The organism is Enterococcus sp. AZ188 (assembly GCF_050544075.1).
GTDB lineage: Bacteria > Bacillota > Bacilli > Lactobacillales > Enterococcaceae > Enterococcus_D > Enterococcus_D entomosocium.
In genome coordinates this window covers 1,747,403-1,768,970 of the sequence record NZ_CP172943.1, presented here as the reverse complement: position 1 = coordinate 1,768,970, position 21,568 = coordinate 1,747,403, and the positions used below count along the sequence as shown (strand labels likewise).

Annotated in this window: 29 protein-coding genes; 11 read left to right on the top strand and 18 right to left on the bottom strand. The window is 39.3% G+C overall.

Features of this window, described 5'->3' with window-relative positions:
• Window positions 1–177: 177 nt before the first annotated feature.
• From IGI86_RS08235 to IGI86_RS08220, 4 genes are all read right to left on the bottom strand, one after another.
• The gene (locus IGI86_RS08235) at window positions 178–531 is read right to left on the bottom strand and encodes a DUF2200 domain-containing protein (protein ID WP_008379942.1); all 354 of its coding nucleotides are present in this window, start codon (window positions 529–531) and stop codon (window positions 178–180) included.
• Between the two features lie 96 nt (window positions 532–627).
• On the bottom strand, window positions 628–915 hold the full coding sequence (locus IGI86_RS08230; RefSeq protein ID WP_005226077.1) for a hypothetical protein: 288 nt from the start codon (window positions 913–915) through the stop codon (window positions 628–630).
• Entirely contained in the window at window positions 912–1,190 is a 279-nt protein-coding gene (locus IGI86_RS08225; protein ID WP_430617910.1) for a hypothetical protein, read from the bottom strand. Before IGI86_RS08225 ends, IGI86_RS08230 begins: the two co-directional genes overlap by 4 nt.
• A 41-nt stretch (window positions 1,191–1,231) precedes the next feature.
• Window positions 1,232–1,600, bottom strand: coding sequence for a hypothetical protein (locus IGI86_RS08220; RefSeq protein WP_430617909.1), 369 nt, complete (start codon window positions 1,598–1,600; stop codon window positions 1,232–1,234).
• Between the two features lie 213 nt (window positions 1,601–1,813).
• Here IGI86_RS08220 and IGI86_RS08215 point away from each other — a divergent pair, with 213 nt between their 5' ends.
• Window positions 1,814–2,200 (top strand): hypothetical protein, encoded by a 387-nt coding sequence (locus IGI86_RS08215; RefSeq protein WP_016620132.1) that lies wholly within the window; start codon window positions 1,814–1,816, stop codon window positions 2,198–2,200.
• Window positions 2,201–2,360: 160 nt separating this feature from the next.
• Here the strand turns inward: IGI86_RS08215 and IGI86_RS08210 are convergent, their stop codons facing one another.
• Together IGI86_RS08210 and IGI86_RS08205 are read right to left on the bottom strand one after the other, a co-directional pair.
• A complete protein-coding gene (locus IGI86_RS08210; RefSeq protein ID WP_430617908.1) occupies window positions 2,361–2,771 on the bottom strand; it encodes a hypothetical protein in 411 nt (136 codons plus the stop codon).
• 923 nt (window positions 2,772–3,694) lie between these two features.
• Complete coding sequence (locus IGI86_RS08205) at window positions 3,695–3,955, bottom strand: helix-turn-helix domain-containing protein (RefSeq protein ID WP_333719159.1); 261 nt, start codon at window positions 3,953–3,955, stop codon at window positions 3,695–3,697.
• 125 nt (window positions 3,956–4,080) lie between these two features.
• Between IGI86_RS08205 and IGI86_RS08200 the strand changes: the two genes are divergently transcribed.
• The 10 genes from IGI86_RS08200 (at window position 4,081) to IGI86_RS08155 (ending at window position 10,546) form a co-directional block, all read left to right on the top strand.
• On the top strand, window positions 4,081–4,362 hold the full coding sequence (locus IGI86_RS08200; protein WP_429960778.1) for a hypothetical protein: 282 nt from the start codon (window positions 4,081–4,083) through the stop codon (window positions 4,360–4,362).
• A gap of 36 nt (window positions 4,363–4,398) precedes the next feature.
• Window positions 4,399–4,638, top strand: coding sequence for a hypothetical protein (locus tag IGI86_RS08195; RefSeq protein ID WP_429960779.1), 240 nt, complete (start codon window positions 4,399–4,401; stop codon window positions 4,636–4,638).
• A 1-nt stretch (window position 4,639) separates the two neighbouring features.
• Entirely contained in the window at window positions 4,640–5,266 is a 627-nt protein-coding gene (locus IGI86_RS08190; RefSeq protein ID WP_429960780.1) for a hypothetical protein, read from the top strand.
• A gap of 231 nt (window positions 5,267–5,497) precedes the next feature.
• Window positions 5,498–5,677 (top strand): hypothetical protein, encoded by a 180-nt coding sequence (locus IGI86_RS08185; RefSeq protein WP_429960781.1) that lies wholly within the window; start codon window positions 5,498–5,500, stop codon window positions 5,675–5,677.
• Window positions 5,678–5,760: 83 nt separating this feature from the next.
• Window positions 5,761–7,149, top strand: coding sequence for a hypothetical protein (locus IGI86_RS08180; RefSeq protein ID WP_429960782.1), 1,389 nt, complete (start codon window positions 5,761–5,763; stop codon window positions 7,147–7,149).
• 246 nt (window positions 7,150–7,395) lie between these two features.
• Window positions 7,396–8,133 carry a hypothetical protein gene (locus tag IGI86_RS08175; RefSeq protein WP_429960783.1) on the top strand — a complete coding sequence of 246 codons (738 nt, stop codon included), beginning with the start codon at window positions 7,396–7,398 and terminating at the stop codon, window positions 8,131–8,133.
• Window positions 8,134–8,610: 477 nt separating this feature from the next.
• Window positions 8,611–8,805 carry a hypothetical protein gene (locus tag IGI86_RS08170; protein WP_429960784.1) on the top strand — a complete coding sequence of 65 codons (195 nt, stop codon included), beginning with the start codon at window positions 8,611–8,613 and terminating at the stop codon, window positions 8,803–8,805.
• 10 nt (window positions 8,806–8,815) lie between these two features.
• Entirely contained in the window at window positions 8,816–9,091 is a 276-nt protein-coding gene (locus IGI86_RS08165; protein WP_429960785.1) for a hypothetical protein, read from the top strand.
• A complete protein-coding gene (locus IGI86_RS08160; RefSeq protein ID WP_429960786.1) occupies window positions 9,084–10,262 on the top strand; it encodes a replication initiation factor domain-containing protein in 1,179 nt (392 codons plus the stop codon). The genes IGI86_RS08165 and IGI86_RS08160 overlap by 8 nt, the downstream gene beginning before the upstream one ends.
• A gap of 50 nt (window positions 10,263–10,312) precedes the next feature.
• Window positions 10,313–10,546: a hypothetical protein gene (locus tag IGI86_RS08155; protein WP_429969537.1), complete on the top strand. Its 234-nt coding sequence runs from the start codon at window positions 10,313–10,315 to the stop codon at window positions 10,544–10,546.
• A gap of 669 nt (window positions 10,547–11,215) precedes the next feature.
• Here the strand turns inward: IGI86_RS08155 and IGI86_RS08150 are convergent.
• From IGI86_RS08150 to pheA, 12 genes are all read right to left on the bottom strand, one after another.
• Window positions 11,216–11,368, bottom strand: coding sequence for a hypothetical protein (locus IGI86_RS08150; RefSeq protein WP_008379912.1), 153 nt, complete (start codon window positions 11,366–11,368; stop codon window positions 11,216–11,218).
• 120 nt (window positions 11,369–11,488) lie between these two features.
• Window positions 11,489–12,337 carry a sce7725 family protein gene (locus IGI86_RS08145; protein ID WP_315042372.1) on the bottom strand — a complete coding sequence of 283 codons (849 nt, stop codon included), beginning with the start codon at window positions 12,335–12,337 and terminating at the stop codon, window positions 11,489–11,491.
• A gap of 15 nt (window positions 12,338–12,352) precedes the next feature.
• Complete coding sequence (locus IGI86_RS08140) at window positions 12,353–13,021, bottom strand: hypothetical protein (RefSeq protein WP_315042369.1); 669 nt, start codon at window positions 13,019–13,021, stop codon at window positions 12,353–12,355.
• Window positions 13,022–13,108: 87 nt separating this feature from the next.
• Window positions 13,109–13,747 carry a hypothetical protein gene (locus IGI86_RS08135; protein ID WP_430617907.1) on the bottom strand — a complete coding sequence of 213 codons (639 nt, stop codon included), beginning with the start codon at window positions 13,745–13,747 and terminating at the stop codon, window positions 13,109–13,111.
• A gap of 136 nt (window positions 13,748–13,883) precedes the next feature.
• Window positions 13,884–16,151 carry an AAA family ATPase gene (locus IGI86_RS08130; RefSeq protein ID WP_430617906.1) on the bottom strand — a complete coding sequence of 756 codons (2,268 nt, stop codon included), beginning with the start codon at window positions 16,149–16,151 and terminating at the stop codon, window positions 13,884–13,886.
• An 18-nt stretch (window positions 16,152–16,169) separates the two neighbouring features.
• Window positions 16,170–16,649, bottom strand: a complete 480-nt coding sequence (locus tag IGI86_RS08125) for a DUF6530 family protein (protein WP_005235941.1) — start codon at window positions 16,647–16,649, stop codon at window positions 16,170–16,172.
• Window positions 16,650–16,938: 289 nt separating this feature from the next.
• The gene (locus tag IGI86_RS08120) at window positions 16,939–17,196 is read right to left on the bottom strand and encodes a TfoX/Sxy family DNA transformation protein (RefSeq protein WP_005235943.1); all 258 of its coding nucleotides are present in this window, start codon (window positions 17,194–17,196) and stop codon (window positions 16,939–16,941) included.
• Window positions 17,189–17,731, bottom strand: coding sequence for a GNAT family N-acetyltransferase (locus IGI86_RS08115; RefSeq protein ID WP_008379907.1), 543 nt, complete (start codon window positions 17,729–17,731; stop codon window positions 17,189–17,191). Before IGI86_RS08115 ends, IGI86_RS08120 begins: the two co-directional genes overlap by 8 nt.
• A gap of 177 nt (window positions 17,732–17,908) precedes the next feature.
• Entirely contained in the window at window positions 17,909–18,757 is an 849-nt protein-coding gene (locus IGI86_RS08110) for a DegV family protein (RefSeq protein WP_005235946.1), read from the bottom strand.
• A gap of 93 nt (window positions 18,758–18,850) precedes the next feature.
• Complete coding sequence (locus tag IGI86_RS08105; protein WP_430617905.1) at window positions 18,851–20,125, bottom strand: LCP family protein; 1,275 nt, start codon at window positions 20,123–20,125, stop codon at window positions 18,851–18,853.
• Between the two features lie 116 nt (window positions 20,126–20,241).
• A complete protein-coding gene (locus IGI86_RS08100) occupies window positions 20,242–20,712 on the bottom strand; it encodes a GNAT family N-acetyltransferase (RefSeq protein WP_005235950.1) in 471 nt (156 codons plus the stop codon).
• Entirely contained in the window at window positions 20,687–21,568 is an 882-nt protein-coding gene (gene pheA, locus IGI86_RS08095) for a prephenate dehydratase (protein WP_430617904.1), read from the bottom strand. The genes IGI86_RS08100 and pheA overlap by 26 nt, the downstream gene beginning before the upstream one ends.

Sequence of the window (21,568 nt, the reverse complement as noted above, 5' to 3'; positions counted from 1 at the left end):
TAAATGGTTGAACTAAGCTAAGAACGCCTGTCTGGTTGAAAGCTACCGTCAAGAAAGTCAGTATAAAAAAACACAGTGGGGTGTTTTCCCACTGTGTTTTGAGCAATGATTTGCCCCTGCCAAGGTATTTCAAGTATAAAGCGTTGATTCTTAAATAGCAACTCGAAAAAAATCGCCTCATTCAGCAGAGCGTAAAATTTTTGCCATGGCTTTTCCTTTCGCCAGTTCATCGATCAGTTTATCTAGATAACGAATTTCTTGAACCATTGGCTCTTCGATCTCTTCTACCCGAATGCCGCAAATGACACCAGTGATCTGCTTTCGTGCGGGATTGAGCTGAGGGGCTTGGCTAAAAAAACGTTCAAAAGAAAGCTCTTCATTCATCTGTTGCAGCGTTTCTTGGTCATAACCGGTCAGCCAGGTAATAATCTGATCTACTTCTTCTTTTGTTCGATTTTTCCGCTCTGCTTTGGCAATATATAGGGGATAGACTTTCGCGAAACTCATTTGGGTGATCTTTTGATTTTTCATGATATACTCCTTTAGTCTTTACACAAAGTATACTTTATTTTCTTCGTTTTGCCGAGATTTTCGACACTTGTTGTGTGCCAAAAATAGGCGAGGGGACTAAAGAATGATCTTTTCTTCTTGTTCACGAAACCCTAGAACTTTTTGACGTGACTCGCCATCCCAATAGAGTAAGTCCAAATTCTTATGCAGCATTAGCTGTGTATATAATTCTTTCAGCGTCAGAGCGGGTTTTTTTGGTTCAAAAAATAAAATCAATTGGTTATGGCTATCTTGGGCGATCGTCGTAAAAGGAATCAAGTTTTCTTTGTACGTTAAATAAATTCCTTGGTAATCTGCTGCACTCGACGACGTTGTCAGTGCTGTCAAGAGGTCTCTTGCTCTCATAATAAACCCGCCTTTACTGTTTTTTGCCGATAGGCATCGATATCCAACATGATTTTCGTTTTGCCGTACACCGTATACTTTTGCACCACGAATTGACGGCGCTTATTCCAATAGCCGCCCACGGTTAGAAACATGCCGTCATCAACATCCCCTAAAAAATTCAAACTGTGTTTCGCAATCAAACAGTTGGTGGTACCTAGTGTAAAGCGGACCAAAGGGGAGGGGGCAAAGGAGACGATTCTTATTTTTGAGACAGATCCTTTTTGTGTTTCCATCATTTCTTCCTCCTTTAGTTTAAGTAGTGTAAACAGTTGTATTATTCGCTGAGATCAAACCATTTTCTTTCTTCGTAGAAAGCAACGTGACGAATCTCATCATAATGGATTTTTTCCGTTGTTTCTCCCGTCAAATAAATACCTAATGAGTCATAACCGCTGATTTTCCCGATAATATCTGGAGGATAGCCGCCTTCTTCATTAACTTCTTCTCGTTGGATCGCCACAGTTAGGTTCTTTTTCATGGCTTCAAATAAACACTGATTGATTTCTTCCGTTGTGAGTGACGGCTTAGGTGGACAATCAAACTTACGTGTCGGTTCCTCTTCAATTTCAGTTGTATGCTCAGATAAAAAGAATCCTTGCCACTTTAGCTTTTTTCGATCTTCATATGGTTGTAGCATACCCATAGCAATCACCTCTTATCTATATAATACAAACATACGTTCTCTTTTGTAAAGCGAACAGATTTTTAAATTTCTGATTCTTCTATGAAACATCTAAAAAGGGCATCAAACAAGGGGCTAGTGGTGGGTGTCGTTTTTTTGCACTATATCTGTTATAATTTATCCTGAAGCGACGATGAACGATTTGGAAAATAGCTGGCGAAAAAGGAGAATAGTATGTCTGGATTAATCGTGGTCCTGCTTACGATCTACTTTGCAAGTAGGAAAGATAAAGAACAGTGGCTTTTTGATCGCAAACGATTGACTATTCTGGCGCTTATGTTTGTGATCGTCGGCATAAGTTGGGGCTTAAATGACAAAATAATGAAGGATCCTCTGAACCAAAATATTAGAAGTAATTTACTGTTTAATTATTCGTTTCCCTTATTGATATGTATGCTAGGTTTATTTATCAAAGAAATACCACGTTGGGGACGGATCGTGACTTTGTCATTTGGCTTTATGATTTTCGGGTATTTAGCTTTGCACTATTTGATAGGTTTTCACAACCCGTATTGGGAAAATCTACAGCTAAGTCCATTGTATTGGCTGCCAAGTGACTAGCCATACGAAAGTATCGCCAATGGAAACGCAAAAAAGCACTCCCTTTATTGAGTGCTTTTTTGCGGCTAAATAACTGCAGCAAGGTGTTTCTTTTCCCAAAAAAATAGGTTAGACCTAAGTAACGAGGGGATCATATAAGGAGAAGTCATGACTGTTTAAATCAAAACGATTGATTCTTGACTAAACCGTGTCTTTTGATCATTGCCAAAGTAAAATATGCGATGAGCGTTCCTGCAATACCAAAAAGTAAATCGATTCGATCAGGGGTGTTCATAAAGCCAAAGACAGTCTCACTCAATAGATTGGCAATGAGCAAAAGCAGGGTCAATAGCGTGACGGCTTTAAATGGCGCACCTACAAGAAGCCAAAAGTACCCCAGTAAGCCAATAATCAAACTAATCGAAAAATTGGAGATATGAAGATAAAAGTCAGCATACCTCGAAGTAAAGAAAGAAATGTCCAAGTACTTTGATAAATAGAGGAAAAGGGCTGTGAACACAAAAAGCAAGTAGAGGAGTGACGCCCATATTTTTGGTAAAAAGACTAGCTTTAGTTGCGTATTCTTTTTCATTTTTATTCTCCTTTTATATCAGCTATACTGATGGAATTGCTTTTATCGGGCATTAATTACACAAATGGAAAAACAAGCTGCAAACTAGGCAAGTCAGTAGTCTGCACCTCATTAATGGTAAAATGAGGTGAGGTGATAAAATGACAATAATAAACAATCGGCGATTATGGTTAGGCATAGGGATAGAAATTATTTTGCTCATATCATTCAGCATGATTATGTATTTCATCCTGACGAGTGACAATTTGAAGCAAAACCCGTTCACAAGTCGACAAAAAGGAAAAATGAGCTTATGGATAGCTGCTGGTTTGATTTTACTTGCCATGGTTCTAGTATTCCAAGGAATGATCAACGGCGCTTTATTCAGGCTTTTTTAGCAGAATATGGACGTTTATGGTGACCTATGAACATTACAATTATATTAAATAACGAAATGCCCTAAGTTATCTACATAATTTTAGGGTTCTTTTTTATAGAATCATGTAACGGATATTTGTCAGTATTTGCAACATCTAAGCACTAGTGTTAGAACTTTGAAATGGATTGGCTGTAAATGAATAAAGTTCTAGGTAAAAGCTCAAAGATTTCCAAAATGATTATAGCATACAATCAAACCGATTGGTTCGTAAATCAAGGCTAAGGCTGATAGCTTGAATCTGTATTTGCTGAGATAAAGTAGGACGACGAATCCGCAAGTACTTGCTACCAGACAGTTATCAATCTGTTAATCAGCAAATCAAAAAAAGAATCTGAAGAACATGTAAAACAAGAAATTCTTAGTTTTAATTGAATTTTAGGTGCATTAGCGACAATCTACTGATAAAAGTCATTCGGAGGGAGGTAAAATGATACAAAATTGTCTTGAACTATTTAGAATGGCACGAACCCTTTTTTGAATGTAACTTTGTATAATATATAAATTGTTATCTATCAGAAGCCTGTAAAAGGGCTTCTTTTTTGTTGTATGGAGCAAAATCAAAAAACTCCGATAATGTTATATTTAATGCTTCGCAAATTGCCAAAAGTGTTGATACAGTAGGAATTTTACCCTCATTTAAAATACCACTGATAGTTGATTGTCTTATATTTGAAGCTTTAGCTAGCTGATTTATTGAGTAATTATTTTCATTTGCAAGGTTTTTTATTCTATCTGCTATGAGCAAATTTTGTTTTTCTTTATTCATTAATATTACCTCCAAAAGTGTTTTACATATTATAACACTATAAGTTAACCCAATAAAGTTGAAACTTCGAATTATTAAGATATACTTAACTCGTAACCCTTTAGGGCTAAAAAGGAGGATGTCAAATGTCAAAAGAAACTCAAACAGAAAAAATATTAGTTCAAGAAATATTGAGAAAAAAAGATATGGAAAAAGTCATTGCGCTTTATCATGCTTTTAAAAATACAGATCAAATAGTTCTGGAAGATATTTATTATCAAATGGTTTTTGAAATAATAAATAAATATAGAATATCAACTGAAACTTGGAGAAATTTCCGTAAAAATGATTTTGAAAATTGTCTAAATATTTATATTGCGGAACAGGAAAAATTATTTAATGACTTTCAGAAACGTTATCAAGCCTAAAGGCTTTATATAAATAAATTTTAAGGAGGATGTCAAATGTTTGTCAGTAATTCAGATTTTATTTTCGAGAAAAAAGAGGAAAAGGTTTCAAAGGCAGGTAATCCTTATACTGTTATTCACTTGATCGATACGAAAAATTATCAGCGTTTAGAGTTCTTTGCAGATGAAAATCTTACTATCAGTTGTGGTGAAGGTGCAAAATGCAAAGCTGTATTAAAAGCTGAGCGTCGTGGATTTAGCACTAACTTAAATTGTTTATCTATCACTGCAGCATAATATGTTTGATTATACTGCAGAAATGAAAATCATTGAAAATATGACTTATCAAGCAAGGACTGTTGATACTTCTGTTTTTGATGAATTGCTTGATCGTGATGTTTCAGACGATACGAAAGCCTTGATAGAAGCGCAGCGAGAAGTCTATATAAGTCAATATGCGATCGTTGACATGGTCGAATTTCGTGGGCAACAAAGTTTTATGGCAATTCTTGCTACTCAAAATCAGCTAGCTAGTTCGTTTGATAAAATCGATCAAAAACAAACAGAAATTATAGATCACTTGAAAAATAATAGTGATCACTTAGAAAAAAATGAATTGCGAGGTGATCAATTAAATGACTTGCTACTTGATATCAATGGCTCGTTGGTCTCGAGCGCCGACAAAATAAGCGATTTTGAAGCTTCATTTCAAAATGAAATGGCTAAAACGCACGATTTCAATGAACGTTTAGGCGAAGGAATAATAAGCATTCGTGAGAATACTTATGTATCAGAAGAAAAAGAAGCAATAGAAATGTATGCACTACTTGCGATTATCGTTGTTATAGTGTTTGCTGTTCCAGTGATACTCACAGCAAGAACAATTTGGTTCTTTTATAAGAATGTGATCTTATCTGTATTTTAGAAAGCAGGTAGAAAATGATAGAAGAATTTACTGGTAAATATGAGGTTAGTAAGAATACACTCAAATGTAATGAATGTAATTCGAGCAATATTGAGTTTCATTTTTATCGAGAAATCGACACATACAACTTTTTAGTCGTTGTTGTTTCGTGTGAATGTGGTTATTGTACAACGTGTAAAATTACAGATGGAAGAAAAATATAAAAAAACATAATTTTGGAGGAAAAAGAAAATGAATGAAACGTCAAGAATTGCTACTAGTGCTATTGCGGATATGCTCGCAGAAATGCTTGTGGCTTCTCAAGAGATTATTATTCTGGCGGTACCTGCATTACTTTCGATTATCGGGGTTGTTGCGGTTGGGATGTTTGTAATTAAGATGGGCAAACGTATTGTGAATAAAGCCGGATAGCAACAGGGTACTTGAGATCTCAAATGGTCTAAGGTGGAGAGACTAAGGTCTCTCCGCTTTTTTTTTAGAATGTGGGTGGATATATGAAATGTATTAAATGGTTCGTATTGCTTTTGTCTTCTTTCTTGTTTCTTTTTTGTAATCCAACTGAAGGGGACGCTTTAAGCTTTTCTGATGCCCCAACGTTATCAGATTATATTGAGAGTAGAGGGGAATCTAAGCTTGTATATGTACTTGGTGCTGTTGCTAGGCTCCATTTCGGCGCTACTGCGAGAGATTGGGATGAACTTGAAGAGCAAGGGACGAAAATGCTCCAAGGGCTATCTGCTCAATCGATAGCAGAATTTATTTTTGTTAATACGTATGAGTATAAGCTGACTATGACGTTTTATCAGCTTTTATCGGAAAGTTTGCATTCAGAATTTGCTGTGCAAAACAAAGAATACTTTGATTTATCAGGTTCTTATATACCGCTTAATGCACAAAATGTTTTAGTTCGAGGTGGCGCGTTTGTCGATGTAGCTAACTTATTTGGTGCAAGTGCTATTTTGACGACGACAAGACCACTAGAAAATGGTTACGAATACTCTAATAATCAGTTGTTGATCAACGGCATTGAAATGCAGCTGATCAATTCTGATTTGTCGCTTACTCAAAAGATTTTAGATTTTGAAGTTGTTTCTGGTGAAAACAATTCTTCCGGACGTTATCTGCCTTTTGTTGGATCGCTACAAAATGCGTATAACTATCAGTACACCGCTGCAGGTATGGCGCAAGATTATTCGTTTTTTAGAGTTGATGCTGATGTTTCAGGTTCGCTTTCTGAATTGCGATTATTAACACAGATGAGCATGACTATCACAATCGGCGATATGACAAGGACTGTTTACGGTACCGGTAATATAAAATCTGATTTGGAAATTGATAAAATTGTTACTGTCGATCCTGATGAGCCTCTTGTGACAGATGGTAGTGGCAGTGGTGAAGATGATAGCGGGGGCGGTAGCTGGTGGGACGGCGTTGTTGGTGGTGTTGTTGGTGGTCTTACAGACTGGTTGCTTGAAAAATTATTAGCACCGCTGCTTGCGTTCTTCGAGTGGATCAAAGAGTTCTTAAATGACTTTCTTCTTAAACCGCTGTTGGCATTTTTCGATTGGATCAAGGATTTTTTTATTCCTGACTTTTCTGGTATTGCTGATCGATTTCATGAGTTTGTTGATTTATTAACGAATAAATTTTCAGGAGTCCTAGAAATAATGGATTTGTTATCTGGTTTCTTTGTGTCAGAGAAAAGTTTGCATGATCTAACGGTAGTTTGGCTAGACGAAAAGGAATATGCTATTTTTCCTAGAGAGTATACCGAAGAATTTTTTGTCAATTTAAAGCGAGCTGTCAACGTTTTAATCTTTATGTTAACTGCTATTCATATTTACAAAAAAATTACTGGAGAAGGTGACGCAATTGCTACTTAAACTACTCTTTGATGGTTTGTTTTCCATACTTGAGTTTTTTATCGGTTTGTTTCCAACGATTAGTCTTCCTGATTCTGTTGCTACGGATATACCATATTTTACTGATGTTATGGGGTATTTTGGGACTGTAGTTAGCTTCCCTCTAGTTTTATCTTGTATCGCTGCGATCGTGACTGTACAAAATTTTAGCTTGTTTACTCGAGTTTTAAAATTTGTGCTTAATAAATTTATGTTAGGGTGATTATTTTGAAGAAAAAAGAAAAGAAAAAGAAGCAGATGCCTTCTAAAAGATACGAGGTTTTGCGTGAGAAATTTTTTATTGTGAAGGTAGGGTTATTTATAGTTAATGTTTTAAAAGACCTTAAAACACACTTTAAGAGGGATAGGAGAAAAATGAATCTTTATGGATTGACTATGTATGCAGGCATGCAGGGGGAAGGGAAAACTGTTTCATTGGTTGAACAATTAGAATATATTCGTTCTCGTTTTCCTGATGTTCCTATTTGTACAAATTTTGGTTATGAAAAAGAGACGTTTCCCCTTGACGATTGGAATTTTATCACTGAAACAGATTTTAAAGAAGAATATCCAAACGGCATAGTCATTGCGATCGACGAGATCCAGAATGAATTTAGTGTGTATGAGACTAGGAATTTTAATATGGATCTCTTGCATAAGATCACGCAACAACGGAAAAGCGGGGTGAAAATCTACGGTACGTCGCAACACTTTACACGAGTAACTAAACCGCTTAGGCAACAAACCTTTGAAGTGGTTGAGTGTAAAACGTTTCTGGGACGTTGGACGTTCCAACGTTGCTTTGATGCTCAAGAATATGATGCTCTAGTGGAAAATCCTTTGAAGCTGCGAAAACTGCCTAGGAAATGGCGTAGGAATTTCGTTCAGTCGGACAAGCTGCGAAGTATGTATGATAGCTATGCAGTCATAGATAGATTGAAAAAGCTTGATAAAACGAGTAAGTAAAGGCTCCAAAATAAAAATGATGATTTTCGCTACTGTTTCTTTGCGGAACGGAGGACGGAGCGCAAGCCCGGCCGACGCACGCAAAAAACGGTAGCAGCAATCTTGAAGAATTTTAGCAGCTCTTAATTAGTTTTAGCAATTTTCATCTGTTTACAGCTATCAACTTATACAAACAAAAGAAGCTTATACGAGGTGCTGTCAAGTATAAATGTATGACCGCAGGGAATTTATGCCTTGACAGCTATAAACAGCACCCCAAACCCTAGAGTGCCTTCTTCGGTATTACCATACCGGAGAAGCTGGCTCCCGCCGAGGGGTGCCCCTCGAGAACGAGGGGGTGGGGAGTTGATTTTTTTTACTGTAGTAGAAGTGTAACACCAACACCTTCAGTAAAAGGTGTTACACGGTTCACACGTGCAAAAGGTGAAACACTATTCAGGACAAAGGTGGTTCACTTGAATCCAGGAGGGAAAAATAATGGTTATCAAAAAAGGAAAAACGAGAAAATTTATTACTTTGTCAGATGAAACCTGGGAATACCTTGAACGAAGAGTTTCTGCCAAAAAGAGAGACTGGTGGAATAACAGGGGACAAATTACTTGTAGTACGGTTTTGGAAGAACTGGCTATCTCAGATAAAAAAGTAAGAGAAGCAATTGATATAAAAACTTAGGAGTGGTCGTATGTTTGTAGAACATGATTTTATGATAATCAAGAAAGTATCTGTTATAGAAATGTACAAACGAAAAGTACAGTTGTTAGTTTTGGGTGTTCCCGAATCAAGCATAGAATTGCATTATCTTGTGAATTGCAAGATAAACTTGGATAAATTAAAAAAATATGACAAAGTTCGAGTAAAACTGGGTGTCAGCTGCAAAGGCGCTTCAAATGTTCCTCATTATTTTGTGAAATCTATCGAACGTGTTATTTTAAAAGATGAGGTATCTTCTTATGTTTGATGGAAAAGAAAATTCAACCCCCGTTTCTAACAGGGGGGTTGTCGATACATGCCCAAAATCTCCAATCGCTTGCGTGGACTGGTTTAGTTGCACTTTTTTTTCTGCAAGAAGTTGGCAAGAACTTGCAGCACTTTTTCGGCTTCCTTTAGAGAAATTTACGGTAAAAGATAAGGGCATAAATGGTTATTTAAAATCAGCAATATGGGATAATATTGAATTTTATTTTGAAGGTCATAACGATTCTATGGGTATTTGGTTAAACTTAGGGGGACAAGGTTGTCGTCAATTCGAGGAATTGTTTGAACACACCAAATGGACATGGATAGAAGTTTTTGAGTTTGTACTTGAAGAAAAAGCAAATGTAACTCGATTAGATATTGCGATTGATGATTTTAACAACATATTTACGATACACCAGTTAGAATTATGTATGAGAAACGGGTGTGTAGCAAGTCGATTTAAACATGGCAGAAATTTTGAAAAGATAAATCTTGATACGGGTAAGACAGAGGGGCAAACATTGTATTTTGGGCAATCAGAAGTCATTTTCAGGTTCTATGATAAATATTTCGAAAGGTTGCAAAGAGGGAAATATTTTCATGAGGATATTAAAACATGGGTTCGTTCTGAGGTTCAGCTTCGTGGTGATCGTGCGAAAGCAGCGTTAGATGTGATTGTAAATAATGATATGGATTTGGGTGATTTTCTTAGAGGGTTGTTAAATCGCTATATTGCATTTAAGGTAAAGGGGAATGATACGAACAGAGCGAGATGGAAAAACACAAGATGGTGGGATAAATTTCTCAATAAAATTGGCAAAATTAAGCTCTCTCTACAAGCTCCCGATAAAAGCGTTCTTCGCACAAAGGACTGGATTGACAAACAAGTGCTTGCCTCATTAGCAACTCTGTATATCTCGCTCGGTTCAGATGATAAACTCTTTAATGATTATATCATCGAGAAAGGCAAATCACAAATGAGTGACCACCAGTTGCAAATGGCTCTAGAGTTTGCTAAAAAGGATGATTTTAGAAATCAACTTAAGTCTGATATGGCTTTATACATTCAGGATAAGAAGACTTTTAGTAAACAGCAAGCGACTAATCAATGGCTTCAAACAGCGAATTCTATAATTCAATATAACAGTGAAAAAACAACCAAAAAACCTTAAACAACTAAACAATTTTAACGTAAAATGGTAATATTAATTGAGGTGATAAAATGACTATTATGAATTCGGATAGAATTTGGTTAGGAATTGGGATTGAGGTTTTATTAGTTGCAAGCATATGGTTAATACTTTACTTTATTTTTACAAGCGGAGCTATTAGAAAAGATGTGTTTAGCAAACGTGGCAAAAGTAAATTAACTTTATGGTTGGCTGTATTGCTAATGATGGTTACAATGGTACTAATTTATAAAGGTATGATTAGTGGATCGACTTATAGTTTTTAAGAAAAAATCGGGTTTTAAATGTTACAATTATATTAAATAACAAAATAGGGCTAAAAAAAGCTAAAAAAAATAAGCTTATTAGCCTTTATATTTTAACTATTAACTTTGTATAATATATATTATGTAAACTAAAATAAAAAATTTTTTGAACACCGTATTTAGCTAGTAATTGTGCGACTCTCCTCCCTCTTATTCATGATTATTTCCTTCAAATTAACCTAATTAGCAGCATAATCCAAAAAAACGGTTATTTAAGCGATAGTTTAAGATTTTTGTTTATTTTACGACTGACAAGAAAAGCAATTGACAAATTATATCTGTACCTTTGTCTGTATTTGATCTTGTTGATCCTTGAATCTTTGAATTCAAACATTGCTTGCAACTGCTGGCCAATCTCAATGAATCACTCAGTGCTTAATGAATCGCTGTTCACGATTTTATCAGTAATGATTCGTACATAACCCAGCCAAATTTGTGCTAACTAATAGCCTAATGAGAATCTTGATCACAGGCAAACCAGCAACGATAAACAACAAAAGTTGAGTTGCGTTCAGTTTTCACCTAAACGGATCCGATTCCCATAGCGAGTCCTAATCAAGGGATCACAGTCATCTAAGTACAATTTTCTTTTTGTTGCTGCTAATAAAGCAATGACAGCTACGGAAAGTTTCAAACTATGTAATACAGGATCGCCGAAAAGACAATGATCAAAACGACCAAAACAATGATTAGTTGATTTAAACGTCGAATAAGCAGGTTTTTCTTATTTTTTTCAAATTCTTTTCCTTCATTTCGATAATATTCTCTATCTTTTGTTCCCACGAGCGCCAACTCCTTTTCCCTGATTTTATCACTATCCTGAAAACAATGGGTGCAATCAAGGTGTTTTGTACAATAAATGGCAGTATTTTGTTAGAGCTTACCATCGTATACGTATAGAGACTAAATAAGACGACTGACGAGTTCCAAGTGATTCATAACCGCAGCTTTCCGAATAACGCCCATACCTGGAAACGACCTTTGCTGATAGGCAGCAATTAATAGCTGCAGCCCAGCTGTTTGTGTAGGATACTCTTCTTCATGCTGTAACAAAGCTTCCATGACTTCGAAAAACTTTTCTTTCTGATTTGGTAATTCTTCCTCAGAAAATAAGTGAACGATTCGCAAATCTTGCTCAGTTGTCGGATAGATCCAATGCAAAACCAACCGCTTTGAGGGATAACTGTGCTCATAATAAATTTTGCTATCGACAGAAAAATCACTAAACCCAGCATAACCCAATTTTTGATAAAGATGATGGGTTTTTGAAAACCCTTCGTCCGGACATTCTGTATAAAAACTATTTTTAGGTAAACGTGTAAACGGATCTTCCATCAGTAGTTTCGGGCCGTTGATTTTATTTAACAAACGAAACTCTTTGCCTACCAGCACCGGCAGTGTATTTTCCCGCCAATCACTAGCGAGTGCTGGGTCCGCTTGATGAACGATCCAAAGATCAGGCGTTTCTTCCACTGTTTCAATGGGTCGATCTACGATCATTGCTTTAGGGGCAGCAACATTTTGCAACTCTGATAACCCCTCTGCAGTCAGAAAAGCCCCAGCCTGTGGATTGCGAACAAGATAAAAAGGATGCTGCTTCCTTTGAAACAGGTCAATGGTCGTCCAAAACGTTTTTGATTGCTTGACCGGTTCAATGATCGGCTGGATCGCTTCTGACAAGCGATCTTGTTCCAACAGTGCTTTCAACGCCAATAAATCAAATTGTTTTCCACGAATATAAGGGAAGTACATCTTCTTCTCTCCTTCTTACTTGCCTGATAAAAAACGTTTTTCCAGCGCTTCATAGGCTGCTCTCGTAGCGGCCAATTCTTCTTTCAAGGCTTCGATCGCTTGCATCTGAGTATCTTCAATAAATCGATCATAGTAATTGACTCCACCACCGAACAAGTCATACTCAGGCTGGCGTTTCTTCAGTTCTTGGTACAAACGTTCTGTTGAAAATACCCGCAATCCTCGAGCAGTCTGTTTTGCTTTGCCGACTTCTCTCGCTTGTGCCGAAATCAACCGAAACAATAAGCCATTTTCTGGAACCTGCAGCTCTTGCCGTTGGGGTTTCTTTTCGACACTGAAATACCCTTTGCTGCCCGTTTCTTTTTCAAGAAATGCATGATAGACCAAAACACCAATTGTAGGTGCAATCTGATCTTTGACTTTTTCATACAATGACTTGGGTAAGACAAAATAATTATAATTCCCAATAAAGGATAGTTTTGCTTTTGAGCGAAAATCTGCCAAACTAACTTTGAGTTCGTAGCAACGCCATTCAAATGTATTTTCAGTCGTCAAGCGACAACTCAAAGTATCCACGATGCCGTGATCATCTGGCATGACTACCTCTTCTACCACAATATCACTGTTTTCACGACAATAATAATAAAGTGCCTCTTCCATTTCTAAAGTTAAGGATGTCTTCACAAATTCACGACCTTTATCTTGTTTCACCTATTATAAAACATATGTTCGCATTTTAAAAGAGGGAAATAAAAGCAACCTATCATCCCCTCACTCATTCGGGCATCCGTTACCGAGAATCTCTTCAACCGTCCTCTTTGTACCGCGGAATCGTAACAAAAAAAGCAGCAAGAGCACACCAAGTTGCGTGATTAATAGACCTTTAAAGGGAAATTCAAAAGTAAATCCTGCGGGAAGATGAAAGAAATGGAAAAAATCCTGCAGTGCTTTTTGACTAAGCCACAAACCGCTGACAAGCCCTATCAAACCAATAACAATGCTTTGAATGCCTACAAAGAAAAGCTCTTCTAAGGTGACCACCAACGGAGACTGTCCTAACAACAACCGAATACTCAGGGATTGCTGCTCCTCCCCCATCAAATGAAAACGATACATGTGATTGCAGTGCCATAAAAAGGCGGCGATCAATCCTATAGCTAGAATGCTAAGTACGAAGCGCAGCAATTGCAAAAAGAAAAGCCAACTGGCATATGTGAGATCCATCTGATTCTCACCACTATTTGTTTCGTAGTGCAGCCATTGATGAAAAAAAACTAGCCAATTCTCTGCAAAGATGGCAATGATCAGTAGAAGAATCGCCAATACACCACTCATCAGCAAACTGCGCCTACGAAGTGCTGCGTGCCAGCCGAATTGGCAAGGATAGTAGAAGTACCGCCATTTGTTCATGATATCCCTCCTTTTGGCGTCTATTTTACAGAACTTTTCAAATTTAGACAAACATCTTCTTGTTTACATAATATAATTATGATCAAAAAAGAGTGCGGCACGTAGCCCACACTCTTTTCCCTTTAGCTATCGACGTTTACAAATACCTTGTCAGCAGCTGCAACAAGCGCTGCGGAAATTCTGTTAGATTGGAAAGATCAATAAAGCGTTCTTCCCCATAAATCGCTTTGATCACCTCTTTGTCTTGGCCAATGGCAGCTGCCAGAAACAGCACCCCTTGTCGTTCATAGTCAGCGATCACCTGCTGAATATCTTCTTTGGCTTTTACCCCTGTATAATCAGGAAGAGCTTTTGGCTGGCCATCACTGATATTCAAGAGTAATTTAGTGGTTGCCGGCTGATGAGCGAGCTTTTCAGCTAGCACGCGCAAGACAGCCCCATCACGGTTATTTTGCCGAGGCTTCATTGTCATGAGTTTCTCTGGCAAAAATTCAAAGCCTTCATTAAATTCTTTGTAAGCAAAAAGCGAGGTTTTTTCACGAGCGGTCACGTCCGCTGTATCGCCATAGATCATCAATGGCAAAGATAAACGTTCGGCAAAAGCATTCACCGCTAAGACCGCCTGTTGCGCATACAATATCCGATCTTCTCGAATCATCGAACCCGATTCATCGATGCGCAAAGCAAGAGCTAAGGAAGGCTGTTCATGAGGTGGATTCTTCTTGTCAAAGGTCCGGAAATCTTGATACGCAACCTTGCTGGCATCAAAGCGTGTGCCGCTGTACTTACCTTTACTGTATGCCGAAGCTTGTTCATTTTCCAATACTTCTTGGGTTTGCTTGATCAATGACTCTACGATCGGCAGCAACGGCTGCAAACGCTGTTGGGCTTCAGTCGCTTTTTCTAAATCGACGGGTGGTCGATGAACGATCAGCCCTTCTTTGGCATGGATTGATTCTTTCAATGCTTGTCGTGCTGCCTTTGATGCCGTAGTTTTCTTTTCTTTCTCCTGGGCTTCATACGCTTCGATCGACAAAGAATGAGCAGCAGGAGCTGCCTCTTGTGCCTCACTCCCAGCTTTTGCTTGGCCATCATGACTATTGCGTTCTAGTTCTTCTGAAAACGTCGCCTCAGTTGCTGCGCTTTTCGCTTCTTGTTTGTCAGAATCACTGGTTTCCATCATTTCCGCCTCAGTTTCTTGATTGGCGGTCTCAAGGACTTGCTCATTTTTTAGGACGGGCGTGCCTTCTTCCACTACATTGCGCTGGTCCGCCTCTTCGCTGCTGATTCGGCGTCCTTTGATTTGTTCTTTAAAGGCATTTAGCGGTTGTCCAGAAAACAAAAGCCGCAATTGCGCCAATAACCCTGAAGCTTCTAGCGCCTGTTGTAAAAGAGAAAGCTCATTCGGATCGGTGGTGATTTTGTATAGCACTTTGCTATCAATTGCTGTAAAGGGATCTTGTCCTTGCTTGACTGCATTTAGCCAATAAAAATAGGAACGCATGCCCGCCACTCCTTTGATGGCATTGGCTTTGGCGGTCACGTCTAGCAAGCGTATGATCTCAGCCATTTTCTCCGCAGTCGTTTTGTCCGGATAATTGGTTTTGGCAATGCCTCGCTGCACCATGACTGCTAGCTCAGGTAAATCCATTTTTTCAGCATGCTGCATCCGATCTCGCAAGGATTCGTTCAATGGTCGGTTGCCTTGGTAATTCCGATTCGTTGTGATGATCACCACACAGTCAGGGTGTCGTCGGACGAAGCCAGTCGGGATATTCAGCATTCCATTTTGTTCAAGGGCCGAGTTTAGTGCCACTAGTACCGAAGCATCACGAATGACCGTTGGCTCTTGAATCTCAAGCAAGTAGCCTTTTTCCAGCGCCCGTACGATTTCGGAGGGATAAAATTTGTATTGAATCGTAGGTTGTTGATCACTGGTTTCGATTCGTTCGATCAGTTCTGCAAATTTCGCCCGTGCCCGCTCACGAGTCAGGGAAAAATGCCGCTGGATCAACCCCAAAACATCTTCAAAACAATCACTTTGATAAATCGCATCCAGCAAGTCCTTGTCCTCTTCTTGGTCGGTGTTGATCACTGGTAATAAAGCACCAAACACATCTGACTTATCCATATCCGCAAAGCAGGTGATTTTGGTGTAGGGCAGTTGCAGGTCGGCAGAAAGTGCCTTTGCCAACTGGGTCTTGCCGGAACCAGCATCGCCTTCCAACAACACATTGAAGATCTTCATTTCTGGATCCGTCCAGTTCAACGCGATCTCTGAAGCGATTCGCAGTTCTTCGGCACTGGTCTGATGACTTTGTGGTTTCTTCCAAATCATTGTTTGTTCTAATTTGCTAAAAGCGCGTCCTTTCGTTACGACAAAAGACGGTTGAATTTGTGTCATGGTAATCTGCTCCTTTTCTTAATAACCTAGCTCATCCAAAAGCCGCTTTAGGATTTTGAAGCGTTCACCATAAAGTTCGCCATCTTTTTGCAAGGAATCATAAAAAAGTAGAATGTCTTCATCGATCTTAGGATTTTCGGTGTCTACTTCAACGGTCATACGATTTCCTTGTAAGCCAATGATCTCGATCAACGGATTTTCAGGATCGTAAAACTTTTCATGGCGATAAGCCTCTTGAAAATACAAACTGGATTGCGCCACTAAGATTGCTAGATCTAAGATTCTAGTGAGCGGTAGTTCTTCTGACTGACGAGACCATTTTTCACCTGTGTGGCGCCAAACCTTGCCTGAGATATCGACTTTTCCCCGGTCGTTCCATTGTGCCAATCCGAGGGAAAGGCCTTTTGCATCCGTATGTAACGCATTTTTTCCGTCAACAGTATCATAGTCTTCCACTTTAATGACGGGCTTATGTTTCAAGTTTTCTGGTATTTTCATTGTTCTCACTCCTTGTTTAGTAAATTACTAATTTACTAGATAGAGTAAGTATAATGAGGAAGCTGGTTTGGAACAAGCAAAAGGTCTTTTCTAGTAGCTAGGGACAGATGTCTAGTTGATTTTCAGTGGCAAACGATTCTGTCCATGACTGCGGCGATTTCAGGAACCAATACCAATGTGACCAATGTGTCTTCGCTGAATGAGGAAACAAGTCGTAAAAAAGCACTTGATAAAAAGTATCTAAAAACAAACGCTCTTAAAAAGTGCTTTTTTATGACGCATTACTTCACTAGCTCAATTGATTGAAAAAAAGGCGCAATTCTTGCTTTCTCTGACTTGCAAGTTGGGCTTTGGGAATGCCTTGGATCGCCCCTTCAATACCATAGAGCATATGGAGGCAAGCGCCCGCATCACATTGTTGGCGGATCGTCACAAAAATGGCTTCGGCCGTTTTTGTGCGCAATTGTTCAGGGGTACTGATGCCGATACGAACCAGGTGATCCGCTAAAACTTGGCCTACATTTGGTAACTTTTGCAGTTCATTCATAGGTTTCTCCTTTTTGATTGTTGTCATCCTGCCCGTCTTCCTCTTGACGAATCAACGCATAGAGTTTCATATCTAACAGCTGATGGTTTTTCTCCGCATGCTTTCGCAAAACGCCTTCTAATGTAAAACCTGCCTTTTCCAACACACGACAAGAGGAATGATTCTTCGCAAAAGATTCAGCAGAAATACGAACGATAGTTGAAGTAGTAAATATATAGTCACATAGTTGTTGAACGGCTTGTGTCATCAAACCTTTTCCCCAGTACTCTTGTGCAATAGAGTAGCCAATCTCAGCCGTTCTATAATGGATATTTTCTTTGCGAACAGCACGGATACTGCCGACTGCTCGGTCATCCACAGTGATTGCAAAGGCAAATTCTGCTTCTTCCACAGATCGAATATAGGCTTGTGCATCTGCGACCGTATACGGGAATGGCAACCCCTCCCGTAAATAATCGTGGATGGATTGATTATTTAACGCATGGGCTAAATCTTGCGCATCGCTCATTTGCCACCTTCTTAAGGAACACTTCATAGCAATTCCTCCTTTGCCAGTCCTTCATTTTGATCCTATTGTACGAGTTTGTGTGATTTTTTACAAGCGAATCTCAAAAAAGCAGAAAAAAGAACCAGCTAGACGAACGTCTAACTGATTCTTACATACATTGTCTTGAGGAGATAATGGCGTGAATAAACATAGAAAAAATAAAAATTATTGCGCTGAAATAGCGATGCCAATGGCTTTTTCCCCTAAATGCGTGCCGATAACTGGTCCGAAGTGACCAATCTCAATTTCTGCATTTGGGTATTTCGCTTGTAGCTTCGCTTTTTCTTCTTTCGCTACTTCTAAATTATTGGCGTGGATTACATAAAATTTAACAGGCAATGCGATTTCTTGCTCCCGTTGACCAATGATATCTTCCGCGCGATTGAATGCTTTTTTGCTGGAACGAATGCGCTCGTAAAGCACAATTTTTCCTTGATCAAAGGTCAAAATCGGTTTGATTTTTAATAATCCGCCAATCAAGGCTGCTCCATTGGTTAAGCGACCGCCACGAACCAAGTTATTCAAGTCGTCAACGATCAAATAGGCATAGGTATTGTCTCTGATAGTGTCCAGATGGGAAATGATCTCTTCTACGGTTTTGCCTTGACTTGACAGATCAAGAGCGGTTTCTACCATGTGCCCCATCGGCATACTTGTGATTTTCGAATCGTAAGGAATGATTTGAACGCCTTCGATTTCATCGGTAATTCCATAAAGCGTTCCGATAAATCCAGAGATACCGCTTGATAAGTGGATACTAATGATCGTGTCGTAACCGCGATCTTTCAATGACTCATATAAGGCTAACACTTCTCCTAATACCGGTTGAGAAGTGGTTGGGAATTCTTTGCTGTTTTTCAACAAAGCGTAATACTCATCAGCTTCAATGTCGATGCCCTCATTGTAGACTTTTCCATCTAAAATAACAGGGATCGGTATGATAAACAAATCTTCATGGTTTTTGATCCGTTCCGGCAGATAAGCTGTACTGTCAGTAACAACGGCTAATTTCATTCTTTTTCCTCGTTTCAACAAATTTCAAACGTCATTAATAATATAGCATAAATTTACTTACTTTCAAATGGTTTTCAGAACTTTTCATTCTGCTTACTCATTAAGAAAATTCCTGATCGCTTGTTGATTGGTTTCAAGATTGACGACTAACACACTTCCGGCACTCGCACTTGAACCGTATTGCCAAGAGTCAGCGACTGGGACAGTCAAGCTGTCGACTCCTCCCGCCCCTCGAGCAATCGAGAAGGTATTTTTTAATAGGAAAGACATTGGCAGGTTGGTGGAAGCATAGCCTAAGACTTTTCCAGCTGCATAAGGCAATTTTAAAATAGCTAAAGGATTTTTCATTTCGCTAAAGATCGCATCCATTACTTGCTGCTGTCGTCTTACACGACCGAAGTCACCTTCTTCGTCCATCCGAAAGCGTGCGTATTGCAACAGCTCAAGCCCATTCATTTGTTGTTGCCCTTGCTTGATGGCAACTTCAAGATTTTTACTCATATCTTTTTCCGCGTTGATAGCAACGCCTGAGGGAAACAATGTGTCGATCACTTTTTCAAAGGAACGAAAGTCAACTTTTGCATAATAGTTGGTTTCTAGCCCGAAGTTCTCCGCTAACGTTTGTCTAACCAAATCAGCACCACCAAAGGCATAAGCCGCATTGATCTTGTTTTCGCCATAACCGGGAATCGTAACTAAAGTATCCCGCATAAAGGAAAGTAGCTTCGGTTGCTTACTGGGACCATCTAATTGCAAAACCATAATAGTGTCTGCTCGTCCAGCTTCTCCTTCACGACTATCACTACCAATGAGCAATATATTCCGAGCACCATTTGCAGCGGCCGTACCATTAAAGGTCTCTTCATCAGTCGTAGCAAAAGCAGCGTCACTTCTTGCGACTTGCTGACCGACAAGAAACGCAATCAATGAATAGGCAAAAAGCACCAATAGTACCCGAACCACAATACGCAGAACTGGGTGCTTCCGCTTTTTCTTTTGTTTGGGTTGCTTGGTCTTCTTAAGCTTTGACGGTTTTTGTTTGCTTTGTTCCTGGCTTTGATGCATCGCAGGCCTCTGAGCAGATAGCGGAGGGATCGCGCTTTTTCGTCCCTCAGATTTTATTGCTCCTACTTGTGACTGTTCTCGAGAACTTTGAGCCGCACGAGAGTCGCTTGCCCTAGGATGATCGGTGTTTTGATAAGGAATGTCTCCTACTCGCTCATCAGCAGAAAAAGTAGAATCACTCGGTCTGACGCGCTGGTTTCTTCTTTTGGCTTCTCGACGGGCAAAGATACTTTCTTTGGCTGCCTGACTGGATTCCTTTTCTAGCCGTTCATGCAGTTTTTTATTTTTTTCCATCCTGCTCATTGCTTCTGATCCTCCAACTAAAAAATAGCTCTCTGTCTATAAGGATACCCTAGACCTTATAGAAAGAAAGCTATTTTCTGAAATTTTAACCTTTTTCTAGGAAATTTCTTCATATTTTACCTTAGATGCTTTGATGCGCCTTGTCGTATGCTCACAAATCCTGCTTGCTCATAAAATGATTTCACTTGGTTTGCCGACCAAAAGTTTAGTGAGAGATCATCGAAGCCTTTTTCCAGCGCAACATTTTCAGCAAATGCCAACAATTGTTTTCCAATATGCATCCCTTGGTACCGAGGGTCAACAGCGATCGCTGCAATTTCCAGCCACTTTCGTTCATGCATCATCGCATTTTGTGGCAAACAGACCTCTTGAAGATGCACAAAGCCACAAGGCTGGTCCGCCAACCAAGCGATAAAAAAGTGGTGGCTTGGCTCTTGCAGCTGCTGTGTGATTGCTTGTTCAAATCTTGACTGATCAAAGGGCTTAAAAATCGTTGGGTACCATTGATGGTGCTGTGTTTGGATCTCTTTATGAAACGTTGCTAATAGGGTTTCATCTTGGCTAAATTTTATTTTGACTTGAGTCATTCTTGGTCACTTCCTCAACAACATTTACGGAATACACGCCGAGAAGATGGACTTGACCACCCAACAACTGAATTTCTTCAAAGGCATTTACAATCAGTTGCCACGGCTTGTCCATCACCAGATCGATCACGAAAAAGTATTCCCCTAAGGTGGTTTTTGAAGGCCGCGATTCAATTTTGCTTAAATCAATTTCTCGCCAGCCAAAGGTTGCTAAGATTTTGTGCAAGATCCCCGGTCGGTTTGCTGGCAGCGTCACAAAAATCGTTGCTTTCTCAGCAGACTGCTCTGGTAACTGGGTGTTTGCTACTTTCTTCGTCAAAACCCAAAAACGGGTTTGATTAAAGGCAACATCTTGAATATTGGTTTCTTTGATCGTTAATTGATAGGCCAATGCCGCTTCTTTGGAAGCAATCGCCGCAACTGCTTCTTCTGGATGTTTTGCTACGTAGGCTGCTGCAGTCGTTGTGGAAGCAACCGCCTCAACAGTAGCTCCAGCAAATCGGGCTTCGATGAAGTCGGCACATTGCGCTAAGGCTTGCGGATGAGAAATTATCTTAGTGATGGGACGGTTGTCTTTTGCTGATTGCTGAGAAACTAACAATTGATGATTGATCGGTAAAATAATTTCCTGTTCGATGCTCAACTGATTTTGACGAAAGAGCGTATCAATCGTGGCATGAACGGACCCTTCTAATGAGTTCTCGTTCGGAACGACCGCGCGATCGATCACGCCGTTAGCTAGCGCTTGAATACAAAGTGGAATCGATCCATAGGGGATACAGGTATTTTCCGGATAAGCTTCTTGCGCAGCTAAATGCGTAAAGGAACTTTTCGGTCCTAAATAACCAATCTTCAT

What these genes read in the sequence shown, in the direction of transcription:
- IGI86_RS08225 (WP_430617910.1), bottom strand. Translation starts at nt 1,190, where the DNA reads ATGGAAACACAAAAAGGATCTGTCTCAAAAATAAGAATCGTCTCCTTT.
- IGI86_RS08185 (WP_429960781.1), top strand. Translation starts at nt 5,498, where the DNA reads ATGAATGAAACGTCAAGAATTGCTACTAGTGCTATTGCGGATATGCTC.
- IGI86_RS08205 (WP_333719159.1), bottom strand. Translation starts at nt 3,955, where the DNA reads ATGAATAAAGAAAAACAAAATTTGCTCATAGCAGATAGAATAAAAAAC.
- IGI86_RS08200 (WP_429960778.1), top strand. Translation starts at nt 4,081, where the DNA reads ATGTCAAAAGAAACTCAAACAGAAAAAATATTAGTTCAAGAAATATTG.
- IGI86_RS08160 (WP_429960786.1), top strand. Translation starts at nt 9,084, where the DNA reads ATGTTTGATGGAAAAGAAAATTCAACCCCCGTTTCTAACAGGGGGGTT.
- IGI86_RS08115 (WP_008379907.1), bottom strand. Translation starts at nt 17,731, where the DNA reads ATGAAGTGTTCCTTAAGAAGGTGGCAAATGAGCGATGCGCAAGATTTA.
- IGI86_RS08220 (WP_430617909.1), bottom strand. Translation starts at nt 1,600, where the DNA reads ATGGGTATGCTACAACCATATGAAGATCGAAAAAAGCTAAAGTGGCAA.
- pheA (WP_430617904.1), bottom strand. Translation starts at nt 21,568, where the DNA reads ATGAAGATTGGTTATTTAGGACCGAAAAGTTCCTTTACGCATTTAGCT.
- IGI86_RS08100 (WP_005235950.1), bottom strand. Translation starts at nt 20,712, where the DNA reads ATGACTCAAGTCAAAATAAAATTTAGCCAAGATGAAACCCTATTAGCA.
- IGI86_RS08235 (WP_008379942.1), bottom strand. Translation starts at nt 531, where the DNA reads ATGAAAAATCAAAAGATCACCCAAATGAGTTTCGCGAAAGTCTATCCC.
- IGI86_RS08130 (WP_430617906.1), bottom strand. Translation starts at nt 16,151, where the DNA reads ATGACACAAATTCAACCGTCTTTTGTCGTAACGAAAGGACGCGCTTTT.
- IGI86_RS08195 (WP_429960779.1), top strand. Translation starts at nt 4,399, where the DNA reads ATGTTTGTCAGTAATTCAGATTTTATTTTCGAGAAAAAAGAGGAAAAG.
- IGI86_RS08125 (WP_005235941.1), bottom strand. Translation starts at nt 16,649, where the DNA reads ATGAAAATACCAGAAAACTTGAAACATAAGCCCGTCATTAAAGTGGAA.
- IGI86_RS08210 (WP_430617908.1), bottom strand. Translation starts at nt 2,771, where the DNA reads ATGAAAAAGAATACGCAACTAAAGCTAGTCTTTTTACCAAAAATATGG.
- IGI86_RS08105 (WP_430617905.1), bottom strand. Translation starts at nt 20,125, where the DNA reads ATGAGCAGGATGGAAAAAAATAAAAAACTGCATGAACGGCTAGAAAAG.
- IGI86_RS08215 (WP_016620132.1), top strand. Translation starts at nt 1,814, where the DNA reads ATGTCTGGATTAATCGTGGTCCTGCTTACGATCTACTTTGCAAGTAGG.
- IGI86_RS08110 (WP_005235946.1), bottom strand. Translation starts at nt 18,757, where the DNA reads ATGAAATTAGCCGTTGTTACTGACAGTACAGCTTATCTGCCGGAACGG.
- IGI86_RS08180 (WP_429960782.1), top strand. Translation starts at nt 5,761, where the DNA reads ATGAAATGTATTAAATGGTTCGTATTGCTTTTGTCTTCTTTCTTGTTT.
- IGI86_RS08170 (WP_429960784.1), top strand. Translation starts at nt 8,611, where the DNA reads ATGGTTATCAAAAAAGGAAAAACGAGAAAATTTATTACTTTGTCAGAT.
- IGI86_RS08120 (WP_005235943.1), bottom strand. Translation starts at nt 17,196, where the DNA reads ATGAATGAACTGCAAAAGTTACCAAATGTAGGCCAAGTTTTAGCGGAT.
- IGI86_RS08135 (WP_430617907.1), bottom strand. Translation starts at nt 13,747, where the DNA reads ATGAACAAATGGCGGTACTTCTACTATCCTTGCCAATTCGGCTGGCAC.
- IGI86_RS08190 (WP_429960780.1), top strand. Translation starts at nt 4,640, where the DNA reads ATGTTTGATTATACTGCAGAAATGAAAATCATTGAAAATATGACTTAT.
- IGI86_RS08230 (WP_005226077.1), bottom strand. Translation starts at nt 915, where the DNA reads ATGAGAGCAAGAGACCTCTTGACAGCACTGACAACGTCGTCGAGTGCA.
- IGI86_RS08165 (WP_429960785.1), top strand. Translation starts at nt 8,816, where the DNA reads ATGTTTGTAGAACATGATTTTATGATAATCAAGAAAGTATCTGTTATA.
- IGI86_RS08145 (WP_315042372.1), bottom strand. Translation starts at nt 12,337, where the DNA reads ATGTACTTCCCTTATATTCGTGGAAAACAATTTGATTTATTGGCGTTG.
- IGI86_RS08155 (WP_429969537.1), top strand. Translation starts at nt 10,313, where the DNA reads ATGACTATTATGAATTCGGATAGAATTTGGTTAGGAATTGGGATTGAG.